We start from the raw sequence: 21422 nt of genomic DNA on the forward strand, positions 1-21422 counted from the left end.
GTGGTGCGCGGGGCGCTGTCGGGCAGCAGGATGGCCTCGGGCTCGATAGCGGCGCCCGGCGACAGCAGCACGGCACGGTGAATGGTGTTTTCCAGCTCGCGCACGTTGCCGGGCCAGCTCTGCGCCCGCAGCAGGGCGCGGGCGCCCGCCGACAGCGGCCGCGGCGGCATGTCGTTCAGTTCGGCATACTTGACCGCGAAGTGGTCGGCCAGCGCCTCGATGTCGGCCGGGCGTTCGCGCAGGGGCGGCAGCGCCAGGTTGACGACGTTGAGGCGGAAGTAGAGGTCCTCGCGGAAGGTGCCCTGGCGGACGGCATCCTGCAGGTTGCGGTTGGAGGTGGCGATCAGGCGCACGTTCACCTTCACCGGCGTGTTGGAGCCGACGCGGTCGATTTCCTTCTCCTGGATGGCGCGCAGCAGCTTGGCCTGCAGGCGGACATCCATTTCCGAGATTTCGTCCAGCAGCAGGGTGCCGCCGTTGGCTTCCTCGAACCGGCCGAGGCGGCGGGCGACGGCGCCGGTGAAGGCGCCCTTCTCGTGGCCGAACAGCTCGCTTTCCAGCAGGTTGTCGGGAATGGCGGCGCAGTTGACGGCGACGAAGCGGGCCTTGGCGCGGCGGCTCTTGGCGTGGACGAAGCGGGCCATCAGCTCCTTGCCGGTGCCGCTCTCGCCGGTGATGAGGATGCTGGCTTCCGACGGCGCCACCTGCTCGGCCATCTTCATGGTCCGCTGCATGATGGGGTCGCGGAAGACGATGTCGCGGTTGTCTTCCGTCACCGCCTGGAGGACGGCGGCGATCAGTTCCGGTTCCGGCGGCAGCGGGATGTATTCGCGGGCGCCGGCCTTGATGGCGCGCACGGCGGCGCGGCTGTCGTTGGAGGTGCCGCAGGCGACCACCGGCACGCTGATGTGCTCCGCCGCCAGGCTGAGGATCAGCTGTTCCACGTCGAGCGCCACGTCCACCATGACCAGATCGGCGCCGGTGGAACGCAGGCGGTCGAGGCCGCGCGGGATGTCGTCGGCCTGGCCCACTTCGGCGCCGCGGGCGATGGCAATCTGGCTCGCCGCGCCAATCTGCCCTCCCAGGGACCCGATGATCAGAAGACGCATCCTCGTTCTCTCCAAGACTGGTCACTGCGGCCTTCGGCCGTACTGAAATACCGCGGCCTTCGGCCGTTCATTGAGTATCGCGGCCTGCGGGCCGTTTACTGAAACACGCTGACGCGCTGGCCCGGCGGCAGCACGCTGTTGATCTGCATTTCCAGCCGCCGCGGGTTGTCCTTGCGGCCGATGGACAGCACGCCGAGCAGGTAGATGCGCCCCACCAGCTGGTCGTCGGCCGAATTGCGCTCCAGCTTGGAGGCCAGCGGGGTGAACACGATGGTCGCCAGGATGGCGCCGTAGAAGGTGGTCAGCAGGGCGACTGCCATGCTGGGGCCGATGCGCGACGGATCGTCCAGGTGGCCGAGCATCTGCACCAGGCCGATGAGGGTGCCGATGAGGCCCATGGCCGGGGCGATTTCCGCCGCCTTGCGCAGCACCTGCGCCGCGATCCGCTGCCGGTCTACCATGGCGGCCAGTTCGCCGCGCAGGATGGAGTCGACCTCGGGCTCGGGGGTGCCGTCGATGGCGAGGCTGAGGCCCTTGTGCAGGATGGGCTCGCGCTTCAGCAGATCAAGCACCGGCCCCTGCATCTTCAGCAGGCCCTGCTGCCGCGCCAGGGTGGCAAGGTTGATGACCTTGAGCGCCGCCTCGCGCGGTTCCCGCCCCGACGCCCGGAAGGTGGTGCGCACCACCCGCAGGGTGCGGGCGACGTCTTCCAGCGAGAAACAGGCCGTCGTCACCAGCAGCGTGCCGCCGATGACGATGAGCACCGACGGCAGGTCGATGAACGACAGCGCCGACCCGCCGAGCAGCAGCGCCGCGGTGATGAGCACGGCGGTGCCGCCCAGGCCGAGGACGGTGGCGAGGTCCAGACCCGGCCGCGCCGGGCGGGCCGGTATGTCGAGGCCATCGGCCATCGGCGTGTCAGCTCCGGTCGGTCTTGATGATTTCCGTCATGGTGATGCCGAGGCGTTCCTCCACCACCACCACTTCGCCGCGCGCCACCAGGCGGTTGTTGACGTAGATGTCGATGGCCTCGCCGACCTTGCGGTCCAGTTCCACCACCGCGCCGCGGCCGAGCTTCAGCAGCTGGTTGACCTGCATGGACGACTTGCCGAGCACGGCCGAGACCTGCACCGGAATGTCGTAGACCGCTTCCAGGTCGGCGGCCGAGCGCGGCTTGTCCGGCACGTCGGCAACCACTTCCTCCAGGTCCACCATGCCGCCGTTGCCGGCGTCGGGGGTGCCCTGCCCGTTCAGCTCGTTCAGTTCAAGATCGTTGTCAGCCATCGGTCAATCTCTCGAAGCGGAGCCGGCGGGGGCCCCGGCGGGAAAGGGTCTGCCGGCCAGGCCGGCGAGAAACGGTCAGCCGGCCAGGCCGGCGGCAGCAACGTCGTCATCGGGCTGCGGTGCCAGGCGGGCCTGGGCTTCGTCCAGCAGGCGGTCGCGTTCGGCGTCGGCCAGGGCCTCGGCCTCACCGAAGTCGCCGGTGATGCCGCTGGCGGCCAGCACGTTGCGGTCGATCACCTGCAGGATCTCGGCCCAGGTGCGCGGGGTATCGCGTTCGATGCCACCGTCTGCCCATTCAATGCGGGCGTCGCCCGGCTGGATGCCGGCGTCGTCGAGGATCAGCAGCCGGCCCTCGAATCCGGTGTCGGCCACCACCGGCACCATGCCCTGGCGCACCAGGTCGGCCAGCGCCGGGTGGACGCGCACGATGATGCGCGGCTGTTCGATGATGGTCGGCAGGATCTGGCGCACCAGCGCCTCCACCTCGCCGGCGCCGTACTGCAGCGCCATCATGGGCAGCACGCGGCGGCAGATGGCCACCGCCACCTCCACCGCCATGGGCTCCAGCCGCTGGTAGGGCTGGTCGATGGTGCCGGCCAGCTGGCGCAGGCCCTGGGCGATGAAGTGCAGGCTTTCCGACGCCAGCCGCTCGGTCGCCGCCTCGGCTTCCTGCAGGGCGGCGGTGTGGCCGGCGACATAGGCCTCGTCGCGGGCCGCTTCCAGTTCCTGCAGGCTGAAGGTCGGCTCCGGCGGCGTTTCCGGCTCCGGCGGCTGCATCTGGGCGGCCAGCGCTTCCGCCTCGGCGGCGGCGGCATCGGCTTCGGCCTGCGCCACGGCCACTTCCAGCGCCGCCCGCCGGTCCTCGGCCGACGGCTGCGGCGGCTCGGCGGCGGCGGGCTGGCCGGCGCTTTCCGCCTCGAAGGCCGGGCCGGGGCGGGTCAGCGTTTCCACATAGCTGCGCTGCACCGCATCCCGATCCCCGAGGTCGAGGTCGAAGGTGAACTTGCGGATCGGCGATTCCTTGCGCATGGCGGACACGGCGGTCTCCTGTGGTCGGGCGGCGGGCGGGACGGCGAGCGGTTATCAGTAGATAAGCTCGTCGTCCTCCTTGCCCTCGGAGATGACGATCTGGCCGGAGTTGGCCAGTTCCTTGGCCAGCGCCACGATGATGTTCTGCGCCTCGTCCACCTCGCGCAGGCGCACCGGGCCCATGGCGTCCATGTCTTCCTTCAGCATCTTGCCGGCACGTTCCGACATGTTCTTGAAGAACAGGTCCTTGATGTTGTCCGACGAGCCCTTGAGGGCGAGGCCCAGCTTGTCCTTCTCCACATGGCGCAGCAGGGTCTGGATGCCCTGGCTGTCGATGCGGTTGAGGTCTTCGAAGGTGAACATGAGCTGCTTGATCTTCTCGGCGCTCTCGCGGTTGCGCTCTTCCAGCGCGGCGAGGAACCGGGCCTCGGTGTTGCGGTCGAGGTTGTTGAAGATGTCGGCCATCATCTCGTGGGCATCGCGGCGGGCGGTGCGGGCAAGGTTGGACATGAACTCGGTGCGCAGGGTCTTTTCCACGCCGTCCAGCACTTCCTTCTGCACCGCTTCCATGTGCAGCATGCGCATGATGACTTCCATGGCGAAGCCTTCGGGCAGCAGCGACAGCACGCGCGAGGCGTGGTCGGCCTTGATCTTCGACAGCACCACGGCGACGGTCTGCGGGTATTCGTTCTTCAGGTAGTTGGCCAGCACCTGCTCGTTCACGTTGCCGAGCTTGTCCCACATGGTGCGGCCGGCCGGACCGCGGATTTCTTCCATGATCGCGTTGACGCGATCCTTCGGCAGCGACTTCATCAGCAGCCGCTCGGTGCTCTCGTAGGAGCCGACCAGCGAGCCGGTGTTGGAGATGGCGTCGGCGAACTCCACGAACAGGCGCTCGACGATCGACGACGACACCGTGCCGAGGCCGGCCATGATCTGCGACAGCTCGCGGATCTCGTCGTCGTCCATCATGGCGAACAGCTTGGCCGAATGCTCCTCGCCCAGCGAGAGCATCATGATGGCGGCCTTCTGGGGGCCGGTGAGGCTGCGGTAGTCTTCCTTGACGCGTCCCACGGTCGTTCTCCTCAGGCGGCCCGCACCGGCAGGGTGGGGGAGGGCGGGCCGCGGCCTTCAGACGATCAGGCTTCCTGGTAGAGCCAGTTGCGGATGATGCTGAGCGCTTCGTCCGGGTGCTTGTCGACGATCTCGCCGATCTTGCGCAGGGACGAGGCACGCACGCGGCCTTCCACCTTGTCGATGTCGATCAACTCGTCGGCCTCGATTTCCTCGTCGATGGGCACCGGCATGGAGCCCGGGCCGGTCAGCTGCGGAATGCCGGCGGCGGCGTCGGCGGTGAGCAGCTTGGCCTCGTCGGGGGCGGTCTCGAAGGCGCGGGTGATGAGCGGGCGGACCACCAGCAGGATCACCAGGATGGCGACGATGGCGATGCCGAGGCCTTCCGCCATCTTCATGATTTCGTCCTTGGTGAAGCCAAGGAAGGTCCATTCCGGCTCCGGCAGGAAGTCGTCGAGCGAGGCGAAGCGCAGGTTCACCACCTCCACCTGGTCGCCGCGGTTGGCATCGTAGCCGGCCGCCGAGCGCACCAGGGTGGCGAGCGTCTCCATCTGGTCCTCGCCGCGGGCCTGGTACACCTTCTCGCCGTTCTCGCCGGTGGAGTAGGTGCCGTCGATGAGCACGGCGATGGACAGCCGCTGGATGGCGCCGCCCTCGCTGACCGCGTTGACCGTCTTCTTCGAGATCTCGAAGTTGACCGTCCCCTCGGTGCGGGTTTCCTCGCTGGTGGCGGTGGGGCCGCCGGCGTTGAGGTTGGCGTCCGGCAGGTTGTTCTGCACGGTGACGGTGCCGGGGTCGTTCTCGGCGGTGCGCAGGTTCTCTTCCCGCGACACGGTGGACCGCGGCACGGCGCTTTCCGGGTCGAAGATTTCCTGCTGGGTGACGGTGCGGTCGAAGTTCATCTCCGCCCGCACTTCGGCGCGCACCTTGCCGGGGCCGACGGTCTGTTCCAGCAGCTGTTCGATGTTGCGGGCCAGGCGCTCCTCGGTCTTCAGCCGCATTTCCTCGCGGGTGAAGGAGAGCATGTCGCCGTCGTTTTCGAAGTTGCGCGACAGCAGGGTGCCCGCCTCGTCGACGATGCTGATGCGCGACGGCTTCAGCTGCGGCACCGCGGCCGCCACCATGTGCTGGACGGCGTTGACCTGGGCCTTGTCCAGCCGGCCCGACTTCATCTTGATGTAGATCGACGCCGACGGCTCCTGCGTCTCGCGCGAGAACAGCTCCCGCTTCGGCATCACCAGGTGCACGCGCGCCGCCTTCACCGTGTCGATGGCGGCGATGGTGCGGGCAAGCTCGCCTTCCAGGGCGCGCACCAGGTTCACGTTCTGCATGAAGTTGGTGGCGCCGAGGCTGTCCATGTTGTCGAACACCTCGTACCCCACCGAGCCGCCGCCGGCGCTGGCCAGTTCGGCCACCGCCAGGCGCTGGCGCAGCACCTGGTCGCCGGGAACGAAGATGGAGGTGCCGCCGTCGCGCAGCTCGAAGCGGATGTTCTGGCTTTCCAGCTGCTCGACGATGCGCTTGCTGTCGGCCGGCTCCAGGTTGCCGTAGAGCAGCTCCATCGGCGTCGCGCTGAAGCGCGTGGCGAAGTAGATGATGAACGCGAGCAGGCCGATGCCGACGCCGGCCATCGCCGCCAGCCGCATGGGCCCCAGGTTCTTGAGCTGCTGAATGAAGGCGTTCACGGAAGCCGTCCTGCGTCTGATCCCCGGGGCGGTACACGGCGGACACGCACGGCCCCCGCTACCCCATATGTCGTAGCCGGAGGGTACGGGGCCTTATTAAAGAAGACGTTAACGGGGTAGGCAAAAATTACCGTGCCGGTGGACTCGGACTTGCGCCGGCCGCCGGCCTGCCGCGCCGTGGCTGCATGGCTGCGCCGCGGGGCGGAAAAGCCGCCGTTCGCGCGGGTCCGGGCGGGTATCCGTTAGGGATTCGTATACCAAATTTGATTTGCAGGCGGGGTTGGCTTGTGTCTTACTTCGTGTACCGCCGCGAGAACCGGGGCGGGGGTGTCCTCAGAACGGGGCGCCGGCATCATACCCCAAGAATTGGAGTATCAGTCATGGCTTCGATCCTGACCAACAGCAGCGCGATGACCGCGCTGAAGGTCCTGAACCAGACCAACAAGGCCCTGGAACAGACCCAGGCCCGCATTTCGACCGGTCTGAAGGTCGGCAGCTCCAAGGACAACGCGTCCTTCTGGGCCGTGTCGACGATCATGAAGTCGGACGTGTCGACCTTCAAGGCGATCTCCGACAACCTGTCGCTGGCCAACAACGCCACCTCCGTGGCGCGTGACGGCGCCCAGCAGATCACCAAGCTGATCGACGAAATCAAGACCAAGACGACCGCTGCCCAGGAAGGCTCGCTCGACAAGGCCAAGATTCAGGCCGACATCGATGCCGCTCTGGGTCAGATTGGCGAAATCGTCAAGACCGCCCAGTTCAACGGTGTGAACCTGCTGGGATCGGACGAGAACGTCCGCCTGTTGTCGTCGGTGGGGCGGTCCGGCTCAGGTGTGGACGCCTCTTACATCAACTTCAATGCGCAGAACCTCTCCCTTGACTCAAAGGGTGGTTTGGCCGGGCTGAGCGGCATCTCGGTTCTGGATCGCGGTGAAGGCTTGTTCAAGAACAAGAGCGACGGGAAGATCGTCACCACCATTGACTTTGGCGCGAACCTTGATGGTTCAGCCAAGAAAGGTGATACTGGCGAGACCGTGACGTTTACTTACAAGGACGCCAAGGGGATCGCCCGTACTGTTGGTATTCAGCTGACGCAGGATATTAACACGCTTGTCGCTGGCGGTACTGGCTCGGCTAACATGGCCAAGCTTCTCAGCGAGAATGCGGAACTCTCCAAGGTCTTTGACTTTGAAGCAGTTGGCACGGAACTTAAGATTTCTTCGAAGAACCGCGAGAATGTGGCTGAGTTCACTGGGCTCTCGATCGCAGATGGATCCCAGATTGGTGCCGCTGGTGGTGCAGTAAAAACCGACGTTACTAAGCTCGCCTCTAACGTTGACTTTACCTTTAAGGACGCTCCGCTGCGTCTCGGTGAGAAATTTGAATTCGAGTTCGTTGCGAAGGGTGATCCTACCACGAATCTGAATTTCAAGCTCTCGTTCACGGTGGTGGGCGGCGACACCCCTGCGGGGCGTGTCCTCTCCTCCTCGGGTGCTGGGACCGCCGCTGATCCGTATACGGTAAACTTGGCCCTGGACGCCCGTCAGGTGGCTTACGAGCATGTCACTGGTGCGCAGATTGCTGCGCACTTTAACTCGGCATTGACTGCTTTTGAGGCCACGGCCGCGGCGACTGGTCCCGAGAAGCAGATGATCGCTGCCGTGGCTGCGAATCCCGCGGGCACCGTCGATACCATCAACTACTCGGTGTCGGGGGCGACGCTGTCTATCAAGAATGCTGCCTCCGACACCAACTCGCTGAAGAAGGTCACTGTTCCGCAAACGGACTATCAGGCTCTGCTTGACACCATCGAGTCCGCTATGCAGGTGGCTGTTGGCGCGGCGGCGGCCTTCGGTTCGGCTCAGAAGCGTGTCGACATTCAGCAGGACTTCCTGAAGACCCTGGTGAACAACCTGGAAACCGGTATCGGTACCCTGGTTGATGCCGACATGAACGAAGAGTCCGCGCGTCTGCAGGCTCTCCAGGTGCAGCAGCAGCTGGGCATCCAGGCTCTGTCGATCGCCAACCAGGCGCCGCAGTCCCTGCTGTCCCTCTTCCGCTAATCCGGCAGAGTACAGTAGTCGTACAGTACGGGATTGGGCCGCACCGCAAGGTGCGGCCCTTTCTCTTTGGGCGCCGCCGAGGCCACGGGCCTCGCATCCCGCCCCGCCCGGCAGCCGTCGGCATGGCCGCGCCGCGCCGGCGGGGTGGCGCCGGCCTCCGGGGGCGGGCAGGGAGGGGCAGCCGGGCCCTCCGCCGCGCCGGCCAACCGCCGCCGCGGTGTCAGGGAAAGGCAGTTTTTGCCGCGCCGCCGGTGTCTTTGATCGGCGGAAATTGCCTACCACCCGGCAGCGCCGCCCCGGGCGGGGCCGGCCTGACCGGCGGCCGGAGGGGCAGGATGACAGCGACTCGGCATGAATCGGTCGAGACTCGTATTGCTTGCGGTGATTCCATTGCCCATCGCGGAAATTTCAGACTTGGCACGCGGCTTGCTGCTGTAGTCGCTGCCATACGGGCTCCAAAATGGAACGCCCCGTCAGCATGTGCATGGAGACAACGCCCATGAGTTCGTCAATTCTGACCAATGCCAGTGCGATGACCGCACTGCGGGTCCTCAGCCAGACGAACAAGAATCTGTCTGAGACCCAGAACCGCATTTCGACCGGCCTGAAGGTGAACAACGCGAAGGACAACGCGTCGTTCTGGTCGGTGGCTACCGTCATGCGGTCGGACGTGTCCGCCTTCAAGGCCATCAAGGACAACCTGGCGCTCGCCCAGGCGTCCACGTCGGTGGCCCGCGACGGCGCGCAGCAGATCTCCGAACTGATCAAGGAGATCAAGACCAAGGTGACGGCCGCCCAGGAAGGCTCCATCGACAAGGCCAAGCTGCAGGCCGACATCAACGCGATGCTGAACCAGATTCAGCAGATCACCGAAACGGCCAACTTCAACGGTGTCAAGCTGCTGCAGAACGACAGCAACGTGAAGCTGGTGTCGTCCATCGGCCGCACCGGTGCCTCCGTCGATGCCAGCTACATCGAATTCAACTCGCAGAACCTGTCGCTGAACGGCGATGGCGGCCTGCGTGACATCGCCGCCCTGTCGGTGCTCAGCCGCGGCGACGGCCTGTTCAAGAACAAGTCGGACGGCACGGTGAAGTACACCTTCGACGCCACGGCTGCGGACGGCTCAGCGAAGCACGCGGGTGAGGTTGGTGAGAACGTTACGGTCAACTATGTTGATGCTAAGGGTGTCGCACGGACGGTAACGATCCAGCTCTCCCAGAACATCTCCGCCTATTCCAACGGTGGCCAGGGCGATGACCTGGCGGCGGTGCTGTCGCAGAACAAGCAGCTGGCCGAACTGTTCACCTTCGCCGGCAATGGCGCCAACCTTGAGGCCCATGCCACCAACCGGGAGTCGCCGGTCACGCTGACCAGCATCAGCGTCGGTGACGGGTCGCTCTTCGGCCCAGGTGCGACACCACCGACAGGCATCGCCGCCGACGCCCAGCAGGATGCCGGGTTCGAGTTCGTGGATGCCCCGCTGCGTCTTGGGGAAGAGCTGAAGGTTGCCTTTAGCGCCCTAGGGGATGGCTTGGGGACGATCACGACGGAGACACCCTTTGAGCTGTCATTCCGGGTGGTGAATGGTCGGAGTTCTGGTGAAGTCCTGGAATCTTCCGGTGATGGTTCCGCCGGGAAGCCCTTCAAGATCACCCTTGCGTTGAATGCCGACATTGTCGCCTACGAGTACGCAAAGGGTGCCGATATTGCCGCAGAAATGGCTGCGGCTGTCAGCAAGCTGGTCTCGGATAATTCTTCCGCTGCCGTCGAAGCTGCATTCATTGACGTGCTGTCTCTCGGAGCCAATGTGCCGGGAGGGCCTGACGCCAATGCTGGAGCCGCAGGCTTCATGACCGCTAGCGTTCTCGGCTCGCGGTTCAACCTTGGCGTCACCGGCACCGATACCTCCATCACCAAGGTGACCGTGCCGCAGACCGACTACGACGCGCTGCTCGACACCCTCGAAATGGCGCTCAACAAGGCCGTCGACGCCGCCGCCGCCCTTGGCTCCGCGCAGTTCCGCGTGGAAATCCAGAGCGAGTTCCTGACGTCGATGATCGATAACCTCAAGCTGGGCATTGGTACCCTGGTGGACGCCGACATGAACGAAGAGTCGGCTCGCCTTCAGGCTCTGCAGGTGCAGCAGCAGCTGGGCATTCAGTCCCTGTCCATCGCCAACCAGGCGCCGCAGGCACTGCTCCGGCTGTTCCAGTAAGAGGAGGGGTAGGGCGTTGTCCTGGAGGCCTCTGCGGCAGAAGGCCAAAGTCAGAGGTCTCCACCCCGCTCTTTCGCGGCAGGGCAGCAAGCGCCAAACCGATCCCACCACGATCGTTTTTTGAGGTAAGGTGTCATGAGTGTTGGTCACTATCAGGAACGCCAGGCCCTGGCGGAAAGCCCTCGTCAGCGCGAACACCGGCTGTTCGCCGACGTTACCTCGGCGCTGGAGCAGGCGCGCCACGCCACGTTCATGACGCCGGAACTGAGCGCTGCCCTGGTGCGAAACCAGCAGCTGTGGGACGCGCTGATGGTCGACCTCAGCCACGACGACAACCAGCTGCCCGGCGATCTGAAGGGCCAGCTGATGTCGCTGGGCATGTGGGTCACCCGCCACACCAACGAAGTGTTGGGCGGGCGGGCGAAGGTGGACGCGCTGATCGACGTGAATTCGTCCATTCTGCGCGGCCTCACCGATACTGTTACTGCCCCGCGCACGGCATCGGCCGCGGCGACGGCGGCCCCCATGGTTGCGGCCGGCGCGGCTCCCTGATCCGGCCGGACCTGCACCGATGTAAGTTTGTTTGAGAGAGATGTGCCATGGCCGGCTGGACTAAACCGAACGTCACCATGCCGCGCTACATGGCGCGCTTCTCGTGCATCGGCGGTGCCTGCGAGGCCAGTTGCTGTTCGGCAAACTGGAACATCTCCGTCACCGACCGCGACTACCGCAAGATGCGGGACAAGGCCCCGCCGTCCCTGAAGGACGACATCAAGACCGCGGTGCGGCGCACCAAGCGCCCCGACGGCACCGAGGCCATGCTGCTGAAGGATATCACCGACCCGTCCTGCGTGCTGCTCGCGGATGACGGTGGATGCCGGCTGCATGCGGCCGTGGGCCCGGGGGCTCTGCCGCCGGTGTGCTACACCTATCCGCGCGAGGCGCTGATCATCGACAACGAGGTGACGGTCTTTGCCGACCTGTCCTGCCCGGAAGCGGTGCGTCTGGCGCTGTTCGACCCCGACGCGATGGTGCCCGAGCCGGCCGAGTTTGATCCGCTGACGGTGAACCGTTGCCCCAGCGTGAAGATCAACTCCGACGGCGCCGAACATCATCAGGTTTTCGAGGCCATCCGCGGCTTCTGCGACAGCGTTCTGCTGCGCCGTGACCTGCCCTTCTGGCAGCGGGTCGCGGTCATCGGCATGATGTTCGATCTGTTCCGCCGCTCCGGCATCAACCGTCCAGGCATCGACGCGCTGGAGGTGGTGTCCGCCCTGGCGACCCGGCTGAACGACGGCACGGTTGCCGCCCAGTTGCAGGGCGTGACCGGCAACCCGATCAACCAGCTGCAGGCCCTGATGCCCCTGGTCGAGCGCTGGTTGACCAGCAACTTCCTCGGCCTCAAGCGCGCCGCCAAAGGTCACTCGGTGGAACTGGTGCGCGAGCTTGGCTACGCCCTGAAGATGGAAACCGGCGGCCAGGCGACGGTGGATGCCTACGTGCAGGCCTACGAGTCGCACTTCGCCCCCTACGCCGCCCGCAATCCCCACGTCATCGAGAACCTGTTCCGCGTCCCCTTCACCATGCACGGGCTGCATGCGCTGATGCACCACGGCTTCGACCGCCTGTGGGAGGACGGCCTGGTGTTCGCGCTGACCCGCATGCTGCTGATCGCCCAGGCCGGCCGTCGCGGCGCCGAGTTCGGCGATGCCGACGTGGTGCCGGTGGTGATGGCGATGTGGCGGCGCGTCCAGCACGACAACAAGTTCCGCGAGGAGATCCGCGACGCCTTCCAGGCGGCCGGCTGCGTCTCTGTCATGCACCTGTGCGCGCTGCTCGCGCCGGTTGGGACGGTGGACGGTCAGCACACGATTTATTAAGTGGGTTCCCTTACACTTTCGGACTGAACTCGGTTCGAGGAGAGAGTCATGAGCGGCATCGGGTACTACAATACGGCGCGCCAGGTCAGCGAAGACCCGCGGGATCGGGAGTACAGGCTGTTCATCGCCATCACGTCGGAGCTGGAGCGCAACAAGGAGGCGGAATACATGACCGCCGCCCTCGGCCATGCGCTGCACGACAATCAGCGTCTGTGGAGCACGCTGATGGACGACCTGATGAGCGAAGGGAACCAGCTGCCGCAGGAACTGCGGGCGCAGTTGATCTCGCTCGGCGTGTGGGTCATAAAGCATACTGCGGAGATCAACGCCGGGCGTGCCTCCGTGGAGCCGCTGATCGACGTCAACCGCATGATCATCCGCGGTCTGGCGCCCGGCCAGCAACAGCAGGCGAGCCAGCCGTCGCCGCAGCCGCAGGAGTTTTTCAGTCTTGGCGCTGAAGCTTAACCTTCGTCCTGGTGAGAAGATCGTCATCAACGGGGCCGTGATCGTCAACGGCGATCGCAAGACCTCCGTCGCGGTGAAGAACTTCGCGCACATCCTGCGCGAAAGCGACGTGATGCAGGAAGAAAACGCGACGACGCCGACCCGGCGGACCTATTTCGTCGCCCAGCTCATGCTGCTGGACCCTGACAACGTCAGCCGCTACGCGGAGAGCTACAGAAGTCACCTTGATGACCTTCTGAAGGTTTATTCGAACCAGGAAGTCGTCGCCCTGCTGAAAGAGACGCTCAGCCACCTTGAGCGGCAGGACTTCTACAAGATCCTTGCCAACTTGCGTAAGGTGATCAAGTATGAAGATCTGCTGCTTGCGGGCGTGAAGCTGCAGGCGCTGCCGGATGACGACGGGGAGCCGCACGGCGGGTCCGAAGGAGCGTGAGTTGAGTGCCGGTGCCGCCCGCGGGGCGGCAGGGGGGCCCTAGAAGGGGCCGGACGTTGCGGAAAGGGAGGATGTCATGATCGTTGGTAATCTGGTGGCGGGCCTGGGCGGCCGGTCCATGACGGCCTTCGACGCCCTCAACCGCGACATCAAGCGCTACAAGACCATGTTCTACGAACAGCCGGCCGTGAAGCGGGAAATGACCTATTTCCTGCACAAGATGCCGACTGTGAAATCCGTCGACGAGGTGGTAGAAGACCCCCGCCTGATGAAGGTGATGCTCACCGCCTTCGGGCTGGAGAGCCAGACCTTCGCCAAGGCGATGATCAAGAAGACGATCGTCGAGGGCACCACCGACCCCAAGGCCTTCGCGCGCAAGATCGTCGATCCCAAGTATCGGCAGCTGTCCGCCGCGTTCGACTTCCCCAACAAGGGTCTCGCCAACGTCAAGGACGAGAAGTGGATCAGCGACGTGCTCAACCAGTACGTCGACAACGCCATGGAAGCCGAGATCGGCGAGACCAGCCCGACCCTGCGCCTGGCCATGTACTTCCAGCGCAAGGCGCCCAAGGTGCAGACCTGGTACGAGGTGCTGGGCGACCGCGCCCTCTATGAAGTGGCGCGCAAGATCGCCAACCTGCCCGAAGAGATCGTCAAGGTCGACATCGACAAGCAGGTCCAGATGTTCAAGGACCGGATCAATATCGGCGACTTCAGCAACCCGACCGCCATGCGCGGCCTGCTGAACAAGTACATGGTGCGGGCGGATACCGAGAACCCGCAGGTCGCGGCCGCCAGCAGTCCGGCGCTGCAGGTGCTGCAGGCGGCGCCGATGACCGGCTTCGGCCCCATCGTCACCATCGACCCGACCCTGTTCGCCAACTTCCGCCCGGCTCGCTGAGGCCTCGCCCGGCCGGCGCCGGGCGGCATCCACCTCCGGACACCCGGACCTGCGAAGGTCCGGGTGTTTTCGTGTCTGCCCGGCGCCAGCTCCCCACCTCCGGAGACGGGGCCCCGGCCAAAGAAAAACGCCACGGACCGGAAGGCCCGTGGCATTCTGCTTCGTGGTGCCTGCCCGCTTACAGGAAGTTGGTCAGCGACAGCTGCGACAGGCGGGCGGTGACCTGATAGCTGGCCTGCAGCTGGGTCAGCATGTCGGTGAGGGAGACGGCGACGTCGTACTCGTCGATGTTCTCGACGCGGTTGATCTGCTCCTTGGTCAGGTAGCTGACGTCTTCGTGCAGGTCCTTGGTGGTCTTCACGCGGTCCTGCAGCACGCCCATGCGGGTGCGCTCGTCGATCACCGAGTCGCGGGCGCTGGCCAGCTTGAGGACCGAGCGCTGGGCCATGTTGCGGTACTGGCTGTCGTCGTTCTTGTCGTAGGGCGTGGCGGCCATCAGGGCGACGTACTTCAGGCTGTCGCGCACGGCGGCTTCGTCGGCCCGCATGCCGTAGGAGATCCAGGTGCCGTCGTCGATCTTGGCGCGCATGGTGTCGCGGGCGCTCTGCTCCACCGGCGCCGGGCCGGCGAGGGCGAAGGCGGTGCCGTCGTGGCGGAACAGCTGGCCGCCGGTGACCACCTCGGTGCCGTTCTCCGGCCGGGTGAACTCCCAGAACGCGCCGTTCCAGGTGGCGAGGGCGCCATCCTGGCCGGCCCAGTCGCCGACCGCGGCGGCGTCGACGGCGTAGGTGGTGCCGACGGCCGGCGGAAGGGCCGGCGGGGTGGCGGTCAGCGCCGTCACCGTCTGGCGGGCCTCGTCGCCGGTGTACCAGTCGAACACGCGGGCGCTGTCGATGCGGTAGCCGGTGGCCGTGGCGGCCGGGCCGTCGGGGATGCGCGGCTGGTTGTGGTCGAAGAAGTCGTTGCCGGCGGCGACGGCCGAAGCGCCGGCCAGGTCGTGCTTGGCGACGTAGGCCAGCGCCTTGTCGATGCCGTCGTCCAGGTTGCCGGCGGTGGCGACGTCGGTGCCGCCCAGGGTGAAGAAGAACTGCCCCTTCTTCGCCGCCAGCGCCGTTTCGTCGGCGTTGGGCAGGTTCTGCACCGCCACCATGGTGATGGTCTTGTCGGTGCCGTCCGGCAGGCGGAAGGTCAGGTCGACGCTGTCGCCGGCGCTCATGGGGCCGGACAGGGTGATGCCGGCGCTGGTGGTCGGCGGCGTGACGGTCAGGGCCGGGGCCACCGCGGCGTCGGGGCTGGTGGTCACCACGTTGGTCAGGCGCATGCCGAAGGCACCGCCGTCGTGGGTGAGGGTGACCACGTTGCCGGCGGCGGTGGAGGTCATGCGGCCGGTGCCGGCGGTGCCGTCGGCCTCGCCGCGCAGGGCGATGACGTCGCGCAGGCCCATCTTGCTGCCCTGGCCGTCCAGCATGGTGGTCTTGTCGAGCACCGGGCGGACGTGGGTGTCGTCGCCGGCGAACAGGCTGCGCCCTTCGATGCTGGCGTTCAGGGCGGTGATCATGCTCTGCAGCGAGCCGTTGGCCTCCAGCGGCACCCGCTCCAGCTGCACCTTGGCATCGCTGTTGAGGGCGGCGAGGGTGTTGGTGCTGCGCAGGTGCGCTTCCTTCTGCACCATGTCCAGCGACAGCTGCATGGCGTCCAGCCGGGTGCCCACCTGGCCGGCGGTGCGGATGTAGTTGGCGAGCATGGAGTTCTTCTGGCGCAGATTCTGCACCAGGTTGGCTTCCGCCCCCAGGCCGCCGTGGGTGCTCGCCTTCTTCTTGCTGGCGAGCTGCTGCTGCGCCTCCAGAATGCGGCTGTTGAGCGAGGCGATGCCGGCCCGCACCCGCATGTTCTGGCCGAGGGTGGAGACGTTCTGGTAGGTGCTGGGGGTGGTGAAGGTCGAGACCATCGTCTAATTCTCCGTCTCGCTCAGCGCATGATCGACATAAGGTCGTCGAGCATCCGGTTGACCGTCTGCACCACCTTGGCACTGGCGGCATAGTTGGACTGCAGCAGGATCAGCTGCGCCATTTCATCGTCGACGTTCACGCCGCTTTCCGACTCGAAGCGTTCGGACAGCAGCTGCGTCCGGGTGTTCTGGTCGGTGGTCAGCTGCTTGACCGAGGCCGCCTCGCTGCCCTGATAGGACACGACGGTGCGGGCGAAGTCCAGCAGGGTGCCGGTGAACGGGTTGTTGGCCTGACCCAGGCCGGTGCTGGCCGAGTAGGTCAGCCGCATTTCCGAAAGCCGGTCGAGCAGTTCCTGCGGCCGGGTCATGTCGCCCAGCGGCGCCAGATCGCCCGAGCCGCGGTCGTAGACCACCAGCTTGGTGTCGTCGGCCAGCACGCTCTGGTTCACCGAGATGCGGGCGGCGAAGCCGGTCTTGGCGAAGCCGGGGCCGCTGATGGAGCCGGTGTAGGGCACCTGCTGCATGCCGCTGGCGCTGGTGCCGTCGGCGAACAGGGCCAGCTGCGGGCCTTCCAGGGTGTTGGTGGAGGTCGAGCGCAGCATCATGGACCGCACCAGGCTTTCCGAGCCCGGCGAGACCGACATCACGTTGGTGCCGCCGGGATCGGTCAGCAGGCCGGCCGGCAGCTGCGGCGCCAGGGCGTTGTAGACGGCCTGGGCGGCGGTCACCGGCGGCGGGCCGGCCATGGCCGACAGGTCGACGAACACCGCATTGTCGGGGTCGGGAACCCGCGACCGCAGATCGGTCAGCGACTGGCCGGTCATGTTGGTGACGGCATAGGCGGTGACGGTACGCTCGCGGCCGCCTTCCATGTAGGTGAAGGTGAAGCGGTCGCCGTCGGCGAGGGCCGGCACCGTCGAGAAGTCGGCGCTGTAGCCGGTGGTGAAGTTGGTCTGCCGCTCCGACAGGGCCAGCGCCAGCGAGTGCGCCAGTTCGTCCAGCTGCGCCTGGGCTTCGACCAGCCGCTCGTCGCGCAGTTCCAGCAGGCCGGCGATGGCGCCCTGGCGCGGCGGGCCGTCGGCCAGCAGGTTGACCTCGGTGCCGCCGGCGCTGACCAGGGTCAGGGTGCCGACGCCGCTTTCGGCCGGGTTGATGTTGAACTGGTCGGTGGGCTGGACGAAGCCGCGGCTGTCGAAGCGGATCTGGGCCGCCTTCTCGTTCACCAGCGTGTGGCCGGAGTTGGTGAACACCGTGATCTGGCCGTCGCCGCGCTGGATGTAGCGGATGTCCAGGTTCTCGGCCAGCACCTTGAGGTGGGCGTCGCGGCGGTCTTCCAGGTCGGCGGTGGTCAGGTTGCCGGCGGTGCGGTTGGCGATCTCGCGGTTGAGCGCCTCGATCCCCTTCAGGGCGCCGTTCACCTGCTCCACGGCGAAGCCGATCTTGTTCTCGGCCTCGGTGCGCATGTCCTGGATGGCGGCGCTCATCTGGTTCAGCTGGCGCGCCAGGGCGGAGGCCTGGTCGAGCACGGCGGCGCGCACGCCGGGGTCGGACGAGTTGTCCACCAGCTGACCCATGCGGGTCGACAGCTCGCTGACGCCATAGGCGATGGAGGTCTGCTGTTCCGGGCGGCCGAACATCTCGTCGACGCGGCGCAGGAAGGCGGACACCGTGTTCAGGCGGGCGGAGCGGCTTTCTTCCAGGCGCAGGTTCTGCGTCAGGCGGAAGTCGACCTGGCGTTCGGTCGCCAGGATGCGCACGCCGCGGCCCTGGCGGTCGACCAGCGCGTTCTCGCGCGGCGCCACCTTCTTGGTATAGCCCGGGGTGCTGGCGTTCGCGATGTTGCGCGAAACGATGTCCAGGCCGACCTGATTGGCCTTCAGTCCCGTCGTCGCCGTGTTCAGCGCGCTCAAGAGGCTCATGGCCCTGTCCTTCCTTCGCCGGCGGCTGTGCCGGCTCGCTTGTCCTTTCGCCGTCGCCCGCCGGGTCGCCGTCCTGTCGCTTCTGCGGGACGGCGGCCGGCGCGCGGGGCGCCTGTCCTCAGGCGGCGTCAGCGCTTGAGGTTGATCACTTCTTCAAGCATGTCGTCGGCGGTGCGCACGGTCTTGGAGTTGGCCGAGTAGGCGCGCTGGGTGACGATCATCTTGGTGAATTCATCGGCGATGTCGACGTTGGAGCCTTCCGTCGCCGAGGCGATGATGAGGCCGGCGCCGGCGTTGCCGTTCACCGCATACAGCGGGTCGCCCGATTCCGGCGTGCGGTTGAAGGCGCCGCCGTCCAGGCGCTGCAGCTCGTTCGGCGCGTTGAAGGTCGCCAGCGGGATCTGGTAGAGCACCTTCGAACGGCCGTTATCGTAGTTGGCGACCACGAAGCCGAAGTCGTTGATGAACACGTCCGACAGCACGCCGGCGCCGTAGCCGTCCTGGTCCAGGCGGTAGACGCTGATGTCTTCGGCGTAGAACTGGGTCAGGCCGTTTTCACCGACGCTGTTCATGCCGTTCTCGCCATCGGAGGTGAAGTCGATGGTGATGTTGCCGGCGAAGTTGGAGGCGGGCAGGGCCAGCGCCATGGTGGCCGGCACGGCGGTCGGGATGCCGTTGGCGAAGGTGATCATGCCGGCCGACGTCCAGGCGTTGGGGGCGGCGTTGGGGTCCTTCGCCAGCAGCTGCCACTGGTCGGGGGTGTCGGTCTTGATCCAGCGGAACTGCACGTCCACCGGCGCGCCGAGGTTGTTGTAGACCGTGACCGCACCGCCCGAGAAGCTGCCGGAGGCGCTGTAGAGCAGCGTTTCGTCGGCGTTGGCCATGTTGACGGCGGTGGTGGCGGTGAACGGGGTGTTCCAGGCCCCGGCCGGCACGGTGACGCTGAACGGGCCGGCGTTGCCGCCGGTCAGGGTGATGGTGTTGTTCACCCGCGCCGCGGTGATGGCGTTGCCGCCGCCGTCCTGGGCGCCGGCGGCGGTGATGGCGGCCGCCAGGTCGTCGAGGAACTGGTTCAGGTTGTTGGTCGGGCCGGTGTAGGTGAAGTTCACCGGGGTCGGAAGCGTCAGCGGGTCGCCATCGTCCAAGGTCAAAGTGACCGTGTCGCCGGTGATGGCGGTGCCGCCGAAGGTGAGGGTGGTGATCTGCGGCTGGGCGGCCGAGGTGTTCTGGGTGATCTGCGAGTCAACCGCGTGGCGCGGGCTGAAGGTCGCCGAGTTGGCGGGCAGGTTCAGATTGTACTTGATGCGGCTGGTCTGCTGGGCCTGCATCACGTCCTTCTGAATGCGCACCGGCTGCAGCAGGTCGGAGACGTTCAGGGTGGTCTGGTCGATCACCGGACGGCCGCGCAGGTAGTAGCCGCCGCCGTTCTTCATGAAGCCGAAGCGGTCGACCTCGAAGTCGCCGCGGCGGGTGTAGAGCATTTCGGAGTCGAGGCTGACGCCGGCCGGGGTGACCGAGTTGGCCTTCGAGACCACGAAGAAGCCGGCGCCGGAGATGGCCATGTTGGTGCCGATCTGCGTCTGGCCGACGTCGCCCTGCACGCTGTGGCGGTAGCGCGGCGTGGCGATGACGCCGCCCGGCGCGTGGGAGCGGCGGTTGGACAGGGTCACCATCTCGCTGAAGCTGGTGTCGACCCGCTTGAAGCCGACAGTCTGGCTGTTGGCGATGTTGTCGGAGATGTTGCCGAGCGACTTCGATTGGGCCTTAAGGCCCGAAACGGCCGCGTTCATCGCACCGTAGACGCTCATTGCGCTCGCTCCTTCATTCTTTTCGGCCGGCCGGCCTGAACACTCTGAACTGCCCGTCCGGTCCTGCCGGCGGACGTTGTGCCGGGAAGCAGCAAGCGGCGTGCCAACCTAAACGCCCGCAGAAAGGGCAGTTTCCGGCCCGCCCTGGGCTGCGTCGGCGGCGGTGGGGCGGCGGGCGGTAGTTTCTTCCCTTGCCGTCGCTGCCGGGTGGGCAACATTTGCCCCTGCCGGCCCGGCCCTGAAATGCCGAACGGCGCCCCGCGAAGGGCGCCGTTCGGTGGTGGTGGTCCGGGTGGGCCTGCCGCCGGGTCAGGTCGGCGTCTCGGTCACCGCGTTGATCTCCCGCATCGGCACGGCGACGCCGTTGATGGTCAGGTAGGGTTCGGTGCCGTCGGTGGACACGCCGGTGATCTTGGCCTGCACCGTGGTCCAGGTGCGCACCGGCTTGTCGTCCTTGTCCACCGCCTTGATGGTGACGGTGTAGTCGCCGTTGGGCTGCTTGGTGTTGTCGTCGCCGAGGCCGTTCCAGGTGTAGACGTGGGCACCGGGCGCCAGATTGCCGTTGATGGTCTTCACCACCTGGCCGTTCTTGTTGCGCAGCTCGATGGTCACGTTCTTCGACTGGGCGCTGACGTTGTAGGCGAACTTCACCGGGTCGCCCTTCATGTGCACCACGTTGTCCTCGATCTCGGCGTACTTGCCGAGGAAGCCGAGCGCCATGGTGTTCATGGACGACTTCTGCAGCGACATCATGGACTGCAGGTTTTCGTTGATGCCGATCTGCTGTTCCACCTGGGCGAAGCTGGTCAGCTGCTGGGTGAACTCGTTGGACTCCATGGGCGACAGGGGGTCCTGGTTCTGCAGCTGGGTGGTCAGCATGAGCAGGAAGGCGTCGAGGTCGGCGCCGATCTTGGCGCGCGCCTTCTTGGTGTCGACCGAGCCGACGGAGGCGGCCTGATTGGTGCCAGCGGCAGTGGCGGCGGCGTTGGTGGTGGTCATGGCGTGACTCCTCAGGCGCGAATGTCGACGCCGCCGCGGGCGGCTGCCAGCGCAGCGGCGCGGGCCTGGACATCAAGAGGTTCGGGGGTGGCGGCAGCACCGTCGTCGGAGGACGACGGGCGGCCGGCGGTGCCGGTCTGCTGCTGACGATCCTGCTGCTGCTGCGCGTCGCGGTCGCCGCCGCGCAGTTCGAAGGACAGCGAGGTGTCGTCGGTCTTCAGGCCGGCGTCGTTGAGGGCGCGTTCCAGGCTGCGGGCGTCGGCCCGCAGCACGTCGATGGCTTCGCGGCTGTCGGCCACCACCTGAACGCGGACATGGTTGTCCTGGCCGAACTGCAGCTTCACGTCCACCTGGCCGAGACGCTCCGGCCGCACCTGCAGGGTGATGGTGCCCTTGCGGGAGAAGGCGGCGTCGGTCAGGCGGTGACGCAGCTGGTCGGGCAGGTCGTGCAGGCGAGCATGGGCGGTGGCCGCCGGACGCCCCGCCGCAGCCGTGCGACCGGCCGCGCTGGCCGCAGCGGTCCGGCCGAGCAGGCCGCCGAACTCGCCGTCCTCCGCCGCGCCCGGCAGGGGGGTGGAGGCCTGCGCCGCCGCTGCCTCGCGAC

At 66.5% G+C, this 21422-nt stretch carries 18 protein-coding genes; 7 read left to right on the forward strand and 11 right to left on the reverse strand.

The window, feature by feature from the left end; genetic code table 11:
- From ABD056_RS20030 to fliF, 6 genes are all read right to left on the reverse strand, one after another.
- Positions 1-1109: sigma-54-dependent transcriptional regulator (locus ABD056_RS20030; protein ID WP_343869660.1), on the reverse strand; the 1109-nt coding region annotated here is incomplete at its 3' end.
- Between the two features lie 95 nt (positions 1110-1204).
- Positions 1205-2020 (reverse strand): motility protein A, encoded by an 816-nt coding sequence (locus ABD056_RS20035; protein ID WP_343869662.1) that lies wholly within the window; start codon positions 2018-2020, stop codon positions 1205-1207.
- 7 nt (positions 2021-2027) lie between these two features.
- Positions 2028-2393 (reverse strand): flagellar motor switch protein FliN, encoded by a 366-nt coding sequence (gene fliN, locus ABD056_RS20040; protein ID WP_343869664.1) that lies wholly within the window; start codon positions 2391-2393, stop codon positions 2028-2030.
- Between the two features lie 75 nt (positions 2394-2468).
- Positions 2469-3431, reverse strand: coding sequence for a FliH/SctL family protein (locus tag ABD056_RS20045; protein WP_425545065.1), 963 nt, complete (start codon positions 3429-3431; stop codon positions 2469-2471).
- A gap of 45 nt (positions 3432-3476) precedes the next feature.
- Positions 3477-4496: a flagellar motor switch protein FliG gene (fliG, locus tag ABD056_RS20050; protein ID WP_343869666.1), complete on the reverse strand. Its 1020-nt coding sequence runs from the start codon at positions 4494-4496 to the stop codon at positions 3477-3479.
- Positions 4497-4561: 65 nt separating this feature from the next.
- Complete coding sequence (gene fliF, locus ABD056_RS20055; RefSeq protein ID WP_343869668.1) at positions 4562-6181, reverse strand: flagellar basal-body MS-ring/collar protein FliF; 1620 nt, start codon at positions 6179-6181, stop codon at positions 4562-4564.
- A gap of 380 nt (positions 6182-6561) precedes the next feature.
- On the opposite strand from fliF, the gene ABD056_RS20060 reads away from it, so the two are divergent.
- The 7 genes from ABD056_RS20060 to ABD056_RS20090 all read left to right on the forward strand — a co-directional run bounded on the left by ABD056_RS20060 (position 6562) and on the right by ABD056_RS20090 (position 14144).
- Complete coding sequence (locus ABD056_RS20060) at positions 6562-8247, forward strand: flagellin N-terminal helical domain-containing protein (protein WP_343869670.1); 1686 nt, start codon at positions 6562-6564, stop codon at positions 8245-8247.
- Positions 8248-8707: 460 nt separating this feature from the next.
- Positions 8708-10465 (forward strand): flagellin N-terminal helical domain-containing protein, encoded by a 1758-nt coding sequence (locus ABD056_RS20065; protein ID WP_343869671.1) that lies wholly within the window; start codon positions 8708-8710, stop codon positions 10463-10465.
- Between the two features lie 135 nt (positions 10466-10600).
- A complete protein-coding gene (gene flaF, locus ABD056_RS20070; RefSeq protein ID WP_343869673.1) occupies positions 10601-11017 on the forward strand; it encodes a flagellar biosynthesis regulator FlaF in 417 nt (138 codons plus the stop codon).
- A 47-nt stretch (positions 11018-11064) separates the two neighbouring features.
- Positions 11065-12345 carry a flagellin lysine-N-methylase gene (fliB, locus tag ABD056_RS20075; protein ID WP_343869675.1) on the forward strand — a complete coding sequence of 427 codons (1281 nt, stop codon included), beginning with the start codon at positions 11065-11067 and terminating at the stop codon, positions 12343-12345.
- Positions 12346-12393: 48 nt separating this feature from the next.
- Entirely contained in the window at positions 12394-12810 is a 417-nt protein-coding gene (gene flaF, locus ABD056_RS20080) for a flagellar biosynthesis regulator FlaF (RefSeq protein WP_343869676.1), read from the forward strand.
- Positions 12794-13243, forward strand: coding sequence for a flagellar biosynthesis repressor FlbT (gene flbT, locus ABD056_RS20085; protein WP_343869678.1), 450 nt, complete (start codon positions 12794-12796; stop codon positions 13241-13243). Before flaF (ABD056_RS20080) ends, flbT begins: the two co-directional genes overlap by 17 nt.
- A 76-nt stretch (positions 13244-13319) precedes the next feature.
- The gene (locus ABD056_RS20090; RefSeq protein ID WP_343869680.1) at positions 13320-14144 is read left to right on the forward strand and encodes a DUF1217 domain-containing protein; all 825 of its coding nucleotides are present in this window, start codon (positions 13320-13322) and stop codon (positions 14142-14144) included.
- A gap of 178 nt (positions 14145-14322) precedes the next feature.
- Here ABD056_RS20090 and ABD056_RS20095 read toward each other — a convergent pair whose 3' ends face one another.
- The 5 genes from ABD056_RS20095 to ABD056_RS20115 all read right to left on the reverse strand — a co-directional run.
- Entirely contained in the window at positions 14323-16092 is a 1770-nt protein-coding gene (locus tag ABD056_RS20095; RefSeq protein ID WP_343869682.1) for a DUF2793 domain-containing protein, read from the reverse strand.
- A 20-nt stretch (positions 16093-16112) separates the two neighbouring features.
- The gene (flgK, locus tag ABD056_RS20100) at positions 16113-18011 is read right to left on the reverse strand and encodes a flagellar hook-associated protein FlgK (protein ID WP_343869683.1); all 1899 of its coding nucleotides are present in this window, start codon (positions 18009-18011) and stop codon (positions 16113-16115) included.
- A gap of 128 nt (positions 18012-18139) precedes the next feature.
- A complete protein-coding gene (locus ABD056_RS20105) occupies positions 18140-19819 on the reverse strand; it encodes a flagellar hook protein FlgE (RefSeq protein ID WP_343869685.1) in 1680 nt (559 codons plus the stop codon).
- A gap of 309 nt (positions 19820-20128) precedes the next feature.
- Positions 20129-20818, reverse strand: a complete 690-nt coding sequence (locus ABD056_RS20110) for a flagellar hook assembly protein FlgD (RefSeq protein WP_343869687.1) — start codon at positions 20816-20818, stop codon at positions 20129-20131.
- A gap of 11 nt (positions 20819-20829) precedes the next feature.
- On the reverse strand, positions 20830-21422 hold a 593-nt coding region (locus ABD056_RS20115; protein WP_343869688.1), incomplete at its 5' end, for a flagellar hook-length control protein FliK.

Origin of the sequence: Caenispirillum bisanense, assembly GCF_039523075.1 — a bacterium.
GTDB classification, from domain to species: domain Bacteria; phylum Pseudomonadota; class Alphaproteobacteria; order Rhodospirillales; family Rhodospirillaceae; genus Caenispirillum; species Caenispirillum bisanense.